Raw genomic sequence first — 15429 nt, forward strand, 5'->3', positions numbered from 1 at the left:
GTATCACCAAACATGGTCTCAGGACGGGTAGTGGCAATTTCCACAAATTTATCCGGCTCACCCTCTACCTGATAGCGGATATGCCACAGATGTCCCTGCTCGGTTTCATGCTCCACCTCAATATCAGAAATAGCAGTATTGCACTCCGGACACCAGTTGGTAATACGAGTTCCCTGATAAATCAGTCCCTTTTCGTAAAGGCTTACGAAAACCTCTCTTACAGCCTTGGAGCAGCCCTCATCCATGGTAAAGCGTTCCCTGTCCCAATCCAGGGAGGAACCCAAAGAACGAAGCTGACTCATGATACGGCTGCCAAACTTTTCCTTCCACTGCCAAACCCTTTCCAGGAACTTTTCACGGCCCATCTCATAGCGGTTGGTTCCCTCCTCACGAAGAGCCGCCTCCACCTTGGCCTGAGTGGCAATACCTGCATGGTCACAGCCAGGCATCCACATGGTATTATAGCCCTGCATGCGCCGCCAGCGGATGAGAATATCCTGCAGGGTATTGTCAAGGGCATGTCCCATATGGAGCTGACCGGTAACATTAGGAGGTGGAATCACGATGCTGTAAGGCTTCTTTTCCTCCTCAACCACTGCATGAAACAGCTTATTCTCTTCCCAATAACCATACCATTTCTTTTCAAAGGCTTTTGGGTCATAAACCTTTTGGATATTGTTCTCTTCCATATTCTGTAACCTCCATCATAATATACTCTGCTAACCGGCACCAAGAGCAAAACAAAAAGCACTTCCGCCCTGTCAAAGGACGAAAGTGCCTACTTCCGTGGTACCACCTAAATTCCTTAAAATCACCAACATGATTTTAAGCTCATTTACATAACGCTGTATCTGCGTTCCCACCTACTGTCAGTTCAGCAGGAAAACTCCGAAGCTACCTTCACTGCCGCACACCCGGAAAGCTCTCACCTTATCTTTCCTCTCTAGGGAGCTGCGTTGCAGATACTCCTCTTCATCAAAGTCTGTAAAAATATAAAACTTTTATGGTGCGGACGAGAGGAATCGAACCTCCACGCCTTGCGGCACTGGATCCTAAGTCCAGCGCGTCTGCCAGTTCCGCCACGCCCGCATTCATTCTTAATTCATTAAGAACGGTAATAATTATACCCTTAAATTATATCACTGTCAATTTTTCCCCTGCTTCCGCCAAACCATTCAAACCCTTTAATCGTGAAAATATCAATTACCGGATAAAGGTCTACAAGGTGACCTCATTTTGACTGATCGTACTTTCTTGTTGATTGCCGGATAGGGGCCTATAAGGGGACCTCAGTTGCCCTTGGTCCTTGGCAAGCACAAGCAGCAGCGCCATGCGAGCCTAGTACCACTAGGGCAATCTGCCGTGAGCGCAAGCGTGCCCCGTTAGACCTCCATCCGGCCCGTGCATACCACATATCTATTGCCGGATAAAGGTCCCCTCAATCATACGATTACAATTAAAAACTGCCGGTATCCCCAAAGACACCGACAGCTTTGTTACATCCACAATAAAAGCTAATTCAATCAGCCAACAACAGTATTCAGAACATTCTTATGCTCCTTGTTCAGGTAATCAAGAATAGTGTTCAGCATGGCATTTACCTTATCACCATCCATCTTTCCATCCTCGTTGAGCAGGCAGGCTACCAATACCAGATTCCCCTGCTGGTCCAGGATGAACTTGAAAGGCTTCAGTGTAGTATTCCAACGATTAATAGCATCATACAGCTTCAGCTTATTATCATCACGCAATACAGTTGTTGCCATATGGACCTGAATCATGCAAAAAGCACTGTCATCAACCACAACCACAGCAGGAATATTTTTCCCCTCAATCCCAAATGCGGTGCGGAATATCCCAGTATGAATCTCATCATTCATATCCTGACGATTAAACATATTCAAGTTGTTCTTGTCCAAAAATTCCTGAAACATATCGGCTCTTGTAGTCATCTTTTATTCCTCCCTATACATTGCAATTAACCTTTGCAACATATCTTCATCAATATCCTTTTCAGAATATACCTTTACCCCATTCTGTGTCAATAGAGCAGCAGTCACACCTTCACCGGGGATTTTATTCCCGCTGAAAGTCCCATCATATATCATGTTGTTGCCACAGGAAGGACTGTTTGCCTTCATGATGGCCACCCTGACCTTGTTCTTTTTCACCAGTTCCAAGGTCTTTTGTGCTCCCCTGATATAATTCTCAGTAACAGGCTCACCCAATTTATTCTTGACCTCTGCCTTACCATTCAGCACATCCTTACCATCACCATTCTGCAATTCCGCCGGAGGGCGTGGTATAGGCAGTTCTCCCAGACATTCCGGGCAAACAGCGGTAAGATAACGGCTATAGCGCATCAGCAAGTCATTATCATTTGATTCACCACTGTATTTCACTTTATTGCCTAAAAGGCATGACGACACTAATATCATAGCATTCATCCTTATCCTTTAATATTTTAGCTGCACCTGAAATCTATTACCGGAAATCCCAAGCGTGCCTTCAGCTCCGCAAAGCTCTGCACCCCCAGCTCCCGTGCTGCATAAAGAGGAATCTTGGCACAGGTAAGGGCATCATCCAGGGCATTATGATGATTAAATTCTATATTGAGATACTTCCCCACTGTTCCCAGGCGATGATTTTCAAGCTCCGGCCAAGCCCAACGGGACATTTTTACGGTACAGCACTGCCGAAATTCCACTGGCTCCAAATCAAAGCTCTTGATACATCCCTTAATGACCCCCATGTCAAAAGGAGCATTATGTGCCAGCACCAGTCTGCCCTCCAGAAGCCGCCTGAGCTGAGGCCACAGCCTTGCAAAGGTAGGAGCATTTTTAGTATCCTGTGGCCGGATACCATGAATCTGAATGTTACGGTAGCTATATATATTGCCAGGCGGTTGGAGCAAGGTATAATGCTCCTTCACGATTTTCCCTGCCTCCACCTCTATCAAAGCCACACTACAGGCCGAATCCCGTTTGGCAGTAGCCGTCTCAAAATCAATGGCACAATAATTCATATTCATACCCAACGCTGCTCCTACAATAAAGCTTCATAATCCAATTCCCTGCCTGATGAGGTATTATTTCTTGGACTGCAGATATTTGTCAATGGCAGCAGCCGCCTTTTTGCCGGCACCCATAGCCAAAATAACAGTAGCTGCACCAGTAACAATATCACCACCGGCAAACACACCTTCCTTGGTGGTAGCACAGGTTTCCTCATCAGCAACTATGTTGCCGCGCTTATTGGTCTCCATCCCAGGAGTCGTGGAAGCAACAATAGGATTTGGACCATTGCCGATTGCCATTATTACAGTATCCACATCCAACTCAAATTCAGAGCCCTCGATGGCTACCGGACGGCGACGGCCGGAAGCATCAGGTTCACCAAGCTCCATGCGAATACACTTAAGGGCCTTTACCCAACCATTTTCATCACCGATAATCTCCACAGGATTATTGAGAAGACGGAAATCTATCCCCTCCTCCTTGGCATGATGGACTTCTTCAGCACGGGCAGGAAGCTCTGCCTCACTGCGACGGTATACGATATATACCTTGTCGGCACCCAGGCGCAGAGAAGTACGGGCAGCATCCATGGCAACATTACCGCCACCAACCACAGCTACCTTTTTACCTATGCGAATAGGAGTAGCATGATTAGGGAAATCATAGGCCTTCATCAGATTACAGCGGGTAAGGAACTCGTTGGAGGAATACACCCCATTCAGGTTCTCACCAGGAATATTCATAAAATGAGGCAATCCGGCACCAGTACCAACGAACACAGCATCATAGCCCATTTCACCCATCAGCTCATCAACAGTAAACAGGCGCCCGGCAATACAGTTTACCTCTATTTCAACGCCCATTTTCTTCAGGTTATCAACCTCACGCTGCACGATTTTGTCCTTTGGAAGACGGAACTCAGGAATACCATAGGACAAAACACCACCAGCCACATGAAGGGCCTCAAACACAGTGACCCTGTAACCCTTGCGGGCCAAATCACCGGCACAGGTAAGACCGGAAGGACCGGCACCAATTACCGCAACCTTCTGTGCATCCGGTGCAAATTCAATAGGCTTTACTTCCTCATTCTTGGCCAGCTGATAATCAGCCACGAAGCGTTCCAGTCTGCCAATAGCCACAGATTCACCCTTGTGGGACAATACGCAGTTCTTCTCACACTGGTTCTCCTGTGGGCATACACGACCACAGACAGCCGGGAGAGAACTGGATTCCTTGATGATTTCGATAGCGCTGTCAAAATCCCGTTCCTTGATTTTGGCAATAAACGCAGGAATATCAATTCCTACAGGACAACCAGGACGGCATTGAGGATTCTTGCAGCCCAGGCAACGGTTTGCTTCAGCCACTGCAGTTTCCTCATCATAGCCCAGGGCAACCTCCTGAAAATTATGAGCACGGACCTGAGGATCCTGCTCTGGCATTTTATGTTTTTCTAAAATCAGTGCCATTCTTCTTACCTCCCCAGTCCAATATTGCACACATGATCCTTGGCCCTGGCCTCTTCCTCACGGAACATACGGCCACGGGACATGAGATTGTTGAAATCTACCAGATGACCATCAAATTCAGGACCATCCACGCAGGCAAACTTCATCTCATCGCCCACCTGTACGCGGCAGCCGCCACACATGCCGGTACCATCCACCATGACAGGGTTCAGGGAAACAATAGTCTTAATCCCCAAAGGACGGGTAGCATCCGCCACACTCTTCATCATGATGCCAGGTCCGATAGCCGTAACCTGATCAATCTTCTCGCCACGATCCACCAGCTGCTGAAGAGCCGTAGTAACAAAACCCTTCACACCACAGGAGCCATCATCAGTAGCAATAATAACCTCGTCAGAAATGGCACGCATCTTATCTTCAAAAATCAAAATATCCTTTGTCTTGGCACCCATAATGGAAATAACCTTATTGCCGGCCTCATGCATAGCCCTGGCAATTGGATAAACAGGAGCCACACCAATACCGCCGCCAATGCATACCACGGTTCCCATATCAGGGGTAATAACCGATGGCTGGCCCAAAGGTCCGGCAAAATCAACAATGGAATCACCTACATTGAGCTTGCTCAGCTGCATGGTGGATACACCGATAGCCTGGAAAATAAGGGTAATTGTCCCCTTATCCCGGTCAAAATCAGCAATAGTAAGAGGAATTCTCTCCCCCTTCTCGTCAACACGAAGCACGATGAACTGGCCAGCCTTGGCCTTTTTTGCTACCCTTGGAGCCTCGATATCACAATGGAGTATGCCTGGAGAAAGCTCCGCTTTCGAAACAATCTTAAACATACATTTCTCTCCTCTTCTGCTTAGCTTAACACACCTTTTAAGTAAGCATCCAAATTACTTTTTATTGGCATCAGGTACAGGTTTGCATCCCTGTCCCTGGCAAACTTCAGGACCTCTCTGGAAAATTCAATACTCCAATCAAGGGTAGGCTCAAAGCCTTTTGGGAAAATAACATTATTCTTCATTTCCCAATAACTCTGGGAACGCTCCGACATAACAGGAGACACACCCCAATACACATTTTGGCCCTCCAACATATCAGCATATATCTCCAACAGTCTCAGGTCAAAAAACGGCTGGGTAAAAAATCCCACTGCCCCGGCCTGCAGCTTTCGCTGAATCCGGTACATTTCCTGGCGCATGCTGCCACGGTACTGATCAATACCAGCATACACCTTCACTTCAGGCATTTCCTGATGAAATTTCTGAATAACATCTGTAGTCACAGTAGGATAAACCTTGTGACTCATATCCTGGGGTGGATCGCCCTCGATAACAAGCACCTCGGTAATATTGCTGTTACGAAGTGCAGAGCACATTGTCAAAGGTTGGGAAAGATCCACATCAATGGCCCTTATGTGGGGTATTGATGTCGGAAAAAAATCCTGGGCAATAGCAGACCCCTCCCAGCTTCTTATATCCAATCGCAGGAGATCCGGAACATTGATGATATCCACGCCCTGCACATTGTCCTTTACAATTTTCAGATCCTCCCGTAAGCCTTCCTGACTGCGGGGCACCAGTTCCACCGAAATTCTACCCAAATTAAATCACTTCTTTTCCTGATACTTTCACTCTAGAAAGTTATTTATTGCCAGATAGAGGTCTATAAGGTAACCTCAGTTTGGCTTGTCATACTATCTTATTCACTGCCGGATTAAGGTCTATAAGAACCCTCCATCCGGCTTTTGCATACCTTAGAACAATCCAGTAATTTTCCCATTTACATCAATATCCATATTCTCTGCTGCAGGCTTCTTTGGCAGCCCCGGCATAGTCAGAATATCTCCTGTCAGGGCAACAATAAACCCTGCCCCCGCAGAAATACGCAATTCCTTTACAGTTATATCAAAATCCACCGGGCGCCCCAGCTTGGCAGGATCATCCGACAAAGAATACTGGGTTTTAGCCATACAAACAGGCATCTTATCCAGTCCCAGCCTCTCGATTTCCTCCAGCTGCTTTTGAGCAGGACCAGTAAATACCACCCCATTGCCACCATAAACCCTCTTTACAATGGCCTCAATTTTTTCCGGAATCGACTGATTAACATCATAGGCAAAATTAAAGCTATTTGGCTTTTCCATGGCTGCCAGCACCTTGTCCGCCAAGACCAGTCCGCCTTCGCCGCCCTTGGCCCAAACCTGTGACAGGGCCACCTCAGCCCCCAGCTCATTGCAGCGCTTTTCAACAAAAGCCAGCTCCTCCGGAGTATCCGTAGGAAAAGCATTGATGGCCACAACAGCCGGCAGTCCATACGCCTGAACGGTTTCTATATGCTTAATCAAATTGGCCAGGCCCTTCTCAAGAGCCTCCATATCAACTTTGCCCAACTCGTTCTTTGGCATGCCCCCATGCATCTTCAGAGCCCTGACAGTAGCTACAATAACTACGGCCGAAGGCTTCAGCCCTGCAAAACGGCACTTGATATCCAGGAACTTTTCAGCACCAAGGTCAGCACCAAAGCCGGCCTCAGTAACAACCACATCGGCAAACTTCAGGGCAAACTTGGTTGCCATTACAGAATTACAGCCGTGGGCAATATTGGCAAAAGGACCCCCATGAATCAAAGCCGGAGTCCCCTCAAGTGTCTGCACCAGATTTGGTTTTATGGCATCCTTAAACAACAGGGTAAGAGCACCGGTAACATTCAGCTCATCTGCCACAATGGCCCTGCCGCTGCGGGAATAGCCAATAACAATCCGTCCCAGGCGCTTCTTCATATCCTCAAGATCACTGGCCAAGCACAAAATGGCCATCATTTCCGAGGCTACAGTTATATCAAAACCAGTCTCCCGTGGAACACCATGGGCTTTTCCTCCCATGCCGATCACCACATGACGGAGAGCACGGTCATTAAGATCTACCACTCTTTTCCAGGCAATTCTCCTGACATCAATATCCAGTTCATTTCCCTGCTGGATATGGTTATCAATGACTGCTGCCAGAAGATTATGTGCCGTAGTAATGGCGTGGAAATCACCGGTAAAATGCAGATTAATATCCTCCATTGGAACCACCTGGGCATAACCACCGCCGGCAGCACCGCCCTTCAGGCCAAAGCATGGGCCAAGGGAAGGTTCACGCAGGGCAACAGCTATCTTTTTGCCCATCTTATGAAAGGCATCTGCCAAACCAACACTGGTGGTCGTTTTCCCCTCACCTGCAGGGGTTGGATTAATTGCCGTTACCAGCACCAGTTTTCCATCAGGATTGTCCTTTACCTTATTCCAGGCATCAAGGGAAATTTTAGCCTTGTATTTTCCATACAGCTCCAGATCGTCCTGATCAATATCAAGTACCTGGGCAATCTGAGATATCGGCTGCATTTTTGCTTCCTGAGCAATTTCCACATCAGTTTTCATTTAGCATATCCCCCTAAATCCAATCAAATACAGCATAAACTAAATTTCCGCCTACGCGGTTATCTGAACACCTGACAGCGCCAGACAAAAATATATACTTAAACATTATACTATAAATGAAGCACCATGCCAATAAAGATAACCTCAGACATCTTATATATTTATACAAAAAGTACCATTATCCTGTTGACAGTTCTTCAATAAAAATGATAATATCATACAAGTATTTATGGGTATGATTAATTAGCTTTTCAGATTATGACAAAATCAAAATACCTTCACAAGACATGATACAGAAAGCGGTGATTGAGATGAATTTAGAATTAAAGCTTATGGAATCCTATAACGATGGTCTGTCAAAGGGTATCATCAAAGGGGAAAATGCAGCCAACCGCCGTACAGCCCTGCGTATGCTGAGGGCCAATGAACCTGTTGAAAAAATAGCCAGCTACACCAACCTCACAGATGAGGAAATTCAGGATTTGAGCAGTCAGGTCAAATAATATACCCGAAATAAAAAAGCATATATCAAAGGCTCCTTAAAGAGAAGAACCTTGTAGTGACCCCATAAGTTAGATTACTTAGTCTAACTTATGGGGTCTCTACACCTTCTCCTTAAGGAGCCTTTTTTTTGTACAATTATCTCTGCAGCTGCAATTCAGCAGCATCTACAGTATTCTGCATCAGCATGGCTATGGTCAAAAGCCCCACACCGCCAGGAACAGGAGTGATGGCCCCGGCCACCTCACGGACAGCCTCAAAGTCCACATCCCCCACCAGCTTCTTGGGAGCAATGCGGTTTATTCCCACATCAATCACCGTAGCACCAGGCTTAATCATATCCGCAGTCACAAACCTCGGCTTGCCAACGGCAGCTACCACAATATCGGCTTCCCTTACCACATCCGCCAAATTTTTGGTACGGGAATGGCATATTGTCACCGTGGCATTCTTCCCAAGCAGCAGGTGCAGCATAGGTTTGCCCACAATATTGCTGCGGCCGATAACCACAGCCTTTGCACCTTCCATGGGAATATCCGCCAGCTCCAGCATCCTGATACAGCCATGAGGAGTACAAGGCACCAGCGCCTTTTGCCCAGTTACCAGGCGCCCCACATTTACCGGATGAAAGCCATCCACATCCTTCAAGGGATCAATAGCCTCCAAAACCTCTGATTCATATGGCTGCAAAGCCTTTGGCAGTGGCAGCTGGACCAGGATTCCATGAATTTTGGGATCCTTGTTGAGACGATTAATCTCACCCAACAGCTCTTCACGGGTAGTGGTTTCAGGGAGCTCAATTCCCTCAGAATAAAAGCCCAGCTCCGTACAGGCCTTATGCTTATTACGGACATATACCTGAGAAGCAGGATTCTCACCCACAATTATCACAGCCAAACCAGGAGTGATACCATGCTCCTCCCTAAGCTTCTCTGCCCTTTTACCGGCTTCCTGACGGATTTTTTCGGCAAAAAACTTGCCCTCCAACAATCTTGCAGACATTATTCCACGCCCTTTCTATCTCGTGTACAGGCTGACCAAAGTAAACAAAAATATTGCCACAGATACTATACCATTGTGCATGTAATAATCCCGTGTAAATACACCAAAACCATTGACATGAATAATTTTGTGCTGGTAATACAAAACTGATGCAGCCACCAGCACACCAATATAATACGCAGCGTTAAGGCCCAGCAAAAGGCCCAGATATACAAACACCAGCATACAGGCCACATGGGTGAGCTTCGCCAGCAGCAGGGCCCTATCCACACCCAATACCGTAGCCATGGAATGAAGCCCATGAGCCTTGTCGAACTCCTCATCCTGAGCACCATATACCACATCAAAGCCCCCTATCCAGAGAGCCACCGCGATGCACAGCACAATCATTGTCCAATCGATAGTACCCCTGACAGCCACCCAACCACCTGCCGGAGCCATGGCTATAGCCACACCACAGACATAATGGCAAAGACAGGTAACCCGTTTCGTAAAAGGATAAATAATGAACGGCAACGCCGCCACAGGCAACAGCTTTATACAGATTGGATCAAGCTGCAGCACCGAACCTATCAAGACCACAAAGCATATGGCCAGGAAAATATATACATCCTTGTGGCTTATCCGTCCTGACACCATTGGGCGCTCCTTAAACCTTGGCTGGTCCTTGTCATATTTCAGATCCACCAGGTTATCCAGGGCCATGGCCGCACTGCGTGCAGCTATAATAGTCAAGGTAATCCAGACCATCACCATGATATCAGGGTTGCCATCTGCCGCCAGGAAAGCAGCCATATAGGCAAAGGGCAGGGAAAATATCGTCTGATAAAACGCCACATTGTTCATATGGGCATCCAGCTTGCTCCAAAAAGAATCTTTCTCAGAACTAATCAAGGCCAAGCGCCTCCCACTTTGCATCTACCATATCCTTGATATCCTGAGTCATCTCAATCTCATCAGGCCATTCACGGGTATGACCCTCCTCAGGCCAGGATTTTGTGGCATCGATTCCCACCTTGGTACCCCATTTTGCCATAGGTGAAGAATGGTCAAGGACATCCAATGGACCTTCCATCATAACCAGATCACGCTTGGCATCGATATTGTTGAATACCCGCCACCATACCTCTTTAGGATTCTGAACATCCACATGGGCATCCACGATGATTATCATCTTGATGAACATCATCTGTCCCATGCCCCAAAGAGCATTCATGACCTTTTGGGCCTGCATTGGATAAGTCTTTTTGATGGACACAAAAATACAATCATGGAAAACGCCCTCAAGAGGCATATTGATATCCACTATCTCAGGAATCACCTGCTGGAGAAGTGGCAAAAAGATACGCTCAGTAGCCTTTGCCAGATAACAGTCCTCCATAGGAGGCTTTCCCACAATAGTAGACGGATAAATCGGATTTTTTCTATGAGTAATACAGGTAATATGGAATACAGGATAATAATCCGCCAGGGAATAATAGCCGGTGTGATCACCAAAAGGGCCCTCCCAGCGGGTCTCATCAACATCCACATATCCCTCGAGAATGATTTCTGCATGGGCAGGGACTTCAACATCCACAGTCTTGCACTTGACCATTTCCACACCCTTATGGCGCAGGAACCCGGCAAAGACCATTTCATCAATATCCCTTGGCAATGGAGCCGTGGCAGCATAGGTCACCACCGGATCAGTACCGATAGCAACAGCCACCTCCATGCGCTGCGCACCATTAGCCTTGGTGTCACGATAATTGTCCGCACCATTCTTATGGATATGCCAATGCATGCCTGTGGTACAGCTGTCATATTTCTGCAGCCGATACATTCCCACATTGCGCTTCCCGGTATTAGGATTCTTGGTAAAAATCAGAGGCAGCGTAATAAACCTGCCCCCATCCTGTGGCCAGCACTTCAAAATAGGAAACTTATCCAGGGATGGATTATCGGTAATTACCACTTCCTGACAAGGAGCGTTTTTCACATATTTTGGAAAATTAATCGCCTTCTTGGCAGTTGGGATAATGGAAATCAAATCCATCTTGTGGGTCAGGGAAATATAAGGCAGTCTCATGATTTCCCTAAGCTCATCGGCTATGTCATCCAGTTTTTCAACACCAAAGGCAATGGCCATACGCTCCATACTGCCAAAGGCATTCATCAGCACCGGCATATCATAGCCCTTCACATTCTCAAACAGCAGGGCCACATTTTTTTCGCCTTCCATTTTTGATACCCGGTCGGTAATCTCTGTAATTTCCAGTTCACAGTCAACCTCGGCTGTAATGCGTTTCAACAAGCCACGGCTTTCCAGTTCAGCAATAAACTCCCGTAAATCCTTAAAAGCCATATATGCCTCCTATTTTCTCAATAAATATCTGACTACCAGATAACTAAATCCATACAAAGCCGTTAACGGTATTGCCAAAGTAATCTGGGAAATAATATCCGGTGGCGTCAGGATTGCCCCGATAACAAAGGAAATCAGGAATACATATCTGAAATATTTCTTCAGCTGAGCCGAAGTAACAATTCCCAGCTGGGCCAGCAAAATAATGATGAGCGGCAGCTCAAAAGCCAGACCAAAAGGAATAAGAAAAGTCATTATAAAATCCAGATATTGTTCCACCGAAAACAGCGGTGCCAAATCATCTGAGCCCATCCCCATGAAGAATTTGATTCCCAACGGCACCACCATGAAAAAGGAAAAGGCCAAGCCTATGTAAAAAAGCACCACGGAGCTGGGCACCATAATCCCCAATACCATGCGTTCCCGTCGGGTAAAGGCCGGAACAAAAAACCGCCAGGCCTGATAGAATACCACCGGAGTGGCCAGCAGGAAGCCGGAAAACAACACCACTTTGGCATAAGAAAAGAACGCTTCACCAGGATGCATAAAATATAGCTTCCCGGCAGGCGCCATCAAAAACTGCATAATGATCTCATCAAAATTATAAGTAATGCAGCTGCATATTATTATTGCAATTATACTGCGTATAATCCTTTTTCTGAGCTCAGTGAGATGCTCTATAATCGACATACCCTCATCAGCATTGTCATCCCCATCCGCTTCATCATCCTCTGAAGCATCCGGCTCATCAGTGTCCTGAGAGGACTCATTATCCGAGGTGTGATTATCCTTTACCCCGGAGACTTCCTCTGCCTCAGGATGAGCATCCTCCACACCTTCTGTCTCTTTAGGCTCAGCTTCCGGCTCCGGAGTCTGAGCAGCCAGGATTTCCTCAACGGTCATCCCCTTGTAGTTTTCAAGATCATCCCCGGACATATCAGGCTTCATCCTTATTATTTTCCTTAGTCTCAGGAGTTACATCAATAGTCTTTTTATCATCAATACCCTTTTCAGCAGACTTGAATTCCCTGATGCTCTTGCCAAAAGCCTTGCCAATATCAGGCAGCTTGCCAGGACCAAAAATAACCAGACCAATAATCAAAATCAAAATAAGTTCAGGTACGCCTAAACCAAACATGAGACAACCCCCTATTATCTAAAAAATATACCTTACTATTATAACGCCATAGCTCCAATTTTGCCAATAGTAAAAACAAATGCCTCTGCGTAAAAAAGGTTACCATTCCAATGACCTCATTCCCGCACCATCATAAACCTCATCCGCCTCGCCTTGCTCGGCACCTTCCCCAAAGGGGAAGGCACGGGTAACGAGGGGGACGGGAGTATAAAGTTGTCGAATGAGGTTTTTCGGTGCAGAACAAAGCACTCGGATGAGGTTGGCCCTACTACAGTCAAGTTTGTGCCTTCTCCTATGGAGAAGGTGGCAGCCGTAGGCTGACGGATGAGGTCTTTTCTCCTATGGAGAAGCACCCTGCGGGTACTAGGCACAAGGCTAGCATACAAGGGGCTGACACATGTGCCGTCGGTGGAAACGAAGCACTCGGATGAGGTTCTACTTCTCCTATGGAGAAGCACCCTACGGGTACTAGGCACAAGACCAGCAACAAGACGCTGGTACATGTGCCGTCGGTGTCACAACGCACTCGGATGAGGTGAAAACTGGTTTGGCCCTACTACAGTCAAGTTTGTGCCTTCTCCTATGGAGCTTTAAAATATGTTATGGCATTATGTAAGTTAAGGCTGTGCCTTCTCCTATGGAGAAGGTGGCAGCCGTAGGCTGACGGATGAGGTTCTACTTCTCCTATAGAGAAGCACCCTGCAGGCACTAGGCACAAGGCTAGCATACAAGTAAGTCAAGTGTTTATGACGGAGCTTCGCTCCTAACCTCATCCGCCTCGCGTTGCTCGGCACCTTCCCCAGAGGGGAAGGCACGGTTAACGGGAGTAACGGGACTATAAAGTTGTCGAATGAGGTTTTTCGGTGCAGAACGAAGCACTCGGATGAGGTGAAAACTGGTTTGGCCCTACTACAGTCAAGTTTGTGCCTTCTCCTATGGAGAAGGTGGCAGCCGTAGGCTGACGGATGAGGTCTTTTCTCCTATGGAGAAGCACCCTGCGGGCACTAGGCACAAGACCAGCATACAAGTAAGTCAAGTGTTTATGACGGAGCTTCGCTCCTAACCTCATCCGCCTCGCGTAGCTCGGCACCTTCCCCAAAGGGGAAGGCACGGGTAACGAGGGGGACGGGAGTATAAAGTTGTCGAATGAGGTTTTTCGGTACAGAACGAAGCACTCGGATGAGGTTCTACTTCCCCTCTGGAGAAGCACCCTGCAGGCACTAGGCACTCGAATGAGGTCTCACTTCCCCTCTGGGGAAGCATATTCCGTTACACCCGTTCCTCGTCAAAAAAGGATGGCCATTGTCCATGACCATCCTTTCCAATCCACATTTATTCAGCTTCTTCCAAATCCATTTCCAACATCAATCTCAGGACAGTATCAGTGGCAAAGCCCTCCTTGAAATACGCTATCTGCATTTCCTTAGGTGTAGGTACAGGCACATCACAGTCATAAAACCTCTGCCCCACATAATGCCACCTTTTACCCAGTTCCTGGAGATGCCTGATGGCAGTCCACTGGACAACATGACTTACAGGCTTATCAAACAACGATCTGTCATAAGCCCCCACGGCATAGCTGCCCTCGTCCCTGGAAACCTCAAAGAGTCCGGCGCCACACAGCTTTTGTTCACTGTCACGGACAGTTACCAAAAAATCCAGAGCTTCATTGATACCCTTCCTCTGGAAATCCCATGTGATTTTCGGCCTGGTCTCACGGCCGGCCACGGCAATATGCAGGCAGCGGAACTCCTCAAACAGCTCCTCACTCACCTGATCATGGACCTCCACCTGCCAGATTCTTTCACCCTCATTAATCAGCGAACGATATGACTTTCGCAAATTACCATGAATTTTATCCAAAGGCCAGGACAAATCCACATACAAATCATGCACAACCCTTGGCACAGCCTTCAGCAGCATGCATTTCTGTTCCCAGGATATACTCTGCCCCAAAAGCTCACTTTGCAAAAAATCCACCCTGGTCTTCCATTTGCTCCTCAGGGAAATCTTCTCCTTAAGGGCATTATAGAAGCCTTTCATCGCATCCAGGCAGGCAGTATCATACTTCTTTATCAGCCTCTCTGAAGTCCCCGCTACAAACACAGGTGGCAACACCGCCCCCTGATTGGTAGCGAATTCATATACACCGTCCTTTTTCCGAAGGCTCAGAGGCCAAACCCCTATGGGCCTGTTCTTTTGGTATATAATCACCGAAAAATCAACAAGCTCCTCCAGGAACGCACTCATATAGGCATGCTGATACTCCAGAGAAGCACGGGTATACCCAACAGGCACATAAGGTACCTTGGCCAGCACCTCATCCCATATAGCCTCCTGCCCCAAAGACAGCTTGGCCATTCCCTGGAATTCACTTTCAAACAGCTTCTGCAAAGCTTCCCCGGTCATACTCATTTGATATTCCTTTTAAATACAGGATCTACCTTGCCGCCACGCAAAATCCCGTCCACGCTGTCATTATCAACAGCCTTCCTTATCAGGGCAAATGCCTTGTCAGTGGC

Annotated in this window: 15 protein-coding genes, 1 tRNA gene and 1 other annotated feature; of the genes, 1 reads left to right on the top strand and 15 read right to left on the bottom strand. The window is 47.2% G+C overall.

Translation table 11 applies throughout. The features are described from left to right. The 9 genes from K6C05_RS04700 to K6C05_RS04740 all read right to left on the bottom strand — a co-directional run. A partial coding sequence (locus K6C05_RS04700) for a class I tRNA ligase family protein (protein ID WP_296731858.1) occupies positions 1–689 on the bottom strand: 689 nt, incomplete at its 3' end. Positions 690–761: 72 nt separating this feature from the next. Beyond that, positions 762–988 (bottom strand) — a binding site (T-box leader). 16 nt (positions 989–1004) lie between these two features. Continuing rightward, positions 1005–1089 (bottom strand) — tRNA-Leu (locus tag K6C05_RS04705). Between the two features lie 434 nt (positions 1090–1523). Beyond that, positions 1524–1952: a YbjN domain-containing protein gene (locus K6C05_RS04710; RefSeq protein ID WP_296731860.1), complete on the bottom strand. Its 429-nt coding sequence runs from the start codon at positions 1950–1952 to the stop codon at positions 1524–1526. A gap of 3 nt (positions 1953–1955) precedes the next feature. Next, positions 1956–2438 carry a DUF523 domain-containing protein gene (locus K6C05_RS04715; RefSeq protein ID WP_296731863.1) on the bottom strand — a complete coding sequence of 161 codons (483 nt, stop codon included), beginning with the start codon at positions 2436–2438 and terminating at the stop codon, positions 1956–1958. Between the two features lie 26 nt (positions 2439–2464). Continuing rightward, positions 2465–3031, bottom strand: coding sequence for a 3'-5' exonuclease (locus tag K6C05_RS04720; RefSeq protein WP_296731866.1), 567 nt, complete (start codon positions 3029–3031; stop codon positions 2465–2467). A 57-nt stretch (positions 3032–3088) separates the two neighbouring features. Then, the gene (gene gltA, locus K6C05_RS04725) at positions 3089–4489 is read right to left on the bottom strand and encodes an NADPH-dependent glutamate synthase (protein ID WP_296731868.1); all 1401 of its coding nucleotides are present in this window, start codon (positions 4487–4489) and stop codon (positions 3089–3091) included. Positions 4490–4494: 5 nt separating this feature from the next. Beyond that, positions 4495–5334, bottom strand: coding sequence for a sulfide/dihydroorotate dehydrogenase-like FAD/NAD-binding protein (locus K6C05_RS04730; RefSeq protein ID WP_296731871.1), 840 nt, complete (start codon positions 5332–5334; stop codon positions 4495–4497). A gap of 20 nt (positions 5335–5354) precedes the next feature. Beyond that, a complete protein-coding gene (locus K6C05_RS04735) occupies positions 5355–6098 on the bottom strand; it encodes a methylenetetrahydrofolate reductase (protein ID WP_296731873.1) in 744 nt (247 codons plus the stop codon). 153 nt (positions 6099–6251) lie between these two features. Further along, complete coding sequence (locus tag K6C05_RS04740) at positions 6252–7919, bottom strand: formate--tetrahydrofolate ligase (RefSeq protein ID WP_296731876.1); 1668 nt, start codon at positions 7917–7919, stop codon at positions 6252–6254. A gap of 311 nt (positions 7920–8230) precedes the next feature. Between K6C05_RS04740 and K6C05_RS04745 the strand changes: the two genes are divergently transcribed. Then, a complete protein-coding gene (locus tag K6C05_RS04745; protein WP_296731878.1) occupies positions 8231–8422 on the top strand; it encodes a hypothetical protein in 192 nt (63 codons plus the stop codon). Positions 8423–8558: 136 nt separating this feature from the next. On the opposite strand, the gene folD is transcribed toward K6C05_RS04745, so the two are convergent. The 6 genes from folD to K6C05_RS04775 all read right to left on the bottom strand — a co-directional run bounded on the left by folD (position 8559) and on the right by K6C05_RS04775 (position 15322). Beyond that, positions 8559–9422, bottom strand: a complete 864-nt coding sequence (folD, locus tag K6C05_RS04750; protein ID WP_296731880.1) for a bifunctional methylenetetrahydrofolate dehydrogenase/methenyltetrahydrofolate cyclohydrolase FolD — start codon at positions 9420–9422, stop codon at positions 8559–8561. Between the two features lie 15 nt (positions 9423–9437). Beyond that, positions 9438–10268, bottom strand: a complete 831-nt coding sequence (locus tag K6C05_RS04755) for a 4-hydroxybenzoate octaprenyltransferase (protein WP_296731892.1) — start codon at positions 10266–10268, stop codon at positions 9438–9440. 40 nt (positions 10269–10308) lie between these two features. Further along, a complete protein-coding gene (locus K6C05_RS04760) occupies positions 10309–11769 on the bottom strand; it encodes a menaquinone biosynthesis decarboxylase (protein WP_296731882.1) in 1461 nt (486 codons plus the stop codon). A 9-nt stretch (positions 11770–11778) separates the two neighbouring features. Further along, positions 11779–12717: a twin-arginine translocase subunit TatC gene (gene tatC, locus K6C05_RS04765; protein WP_296731884.1), complete on the bottom strand. Its 939-nt coding sequence runs from the start codon at positions 12715–12717 to the stop codon at positions 11779–11781. Then, a complete protein-coding gene (gene tatA / locus K6C05_RS04770) occupies positions 12707–12907 on the bottom strand; it encodes a twin-arginine translocase TatA/TatE family subunit (RefSeq protein ID WP_296731887.1) in 201 nt (66 codons plus the stop codon). Before tatA ends, tatC begins: the two co-directional genes overlap by 11 nt. A 1332-nt stretch (positions 12908–14239) precedes the next feature. Beyond that, positions 14240–15322 carry a FemAB family protein gene (locus K6C05_RS04775; RefSeq protein WP_296731889.1) on the bottom strand — a complete coding sequence of 361 codons (1083 nt, stop codon included), beginning with the start codon at positions 15320–15322 and terminating at the stop codon, positions 14240–14242. Between the last annotated feature and the right edge of the window lie 107 nt (positions 15323–15429).

It is taken from the genome of Anaerovibrio sp. (assembly GCF_024697385.1).
In the GTDB taxonomy this organism is placed as follows: domain Bacteria; phylum Bacillota; class Negativicutes; order Selenomonadales; family Selenomonadaceae; genus Anaerovibrio.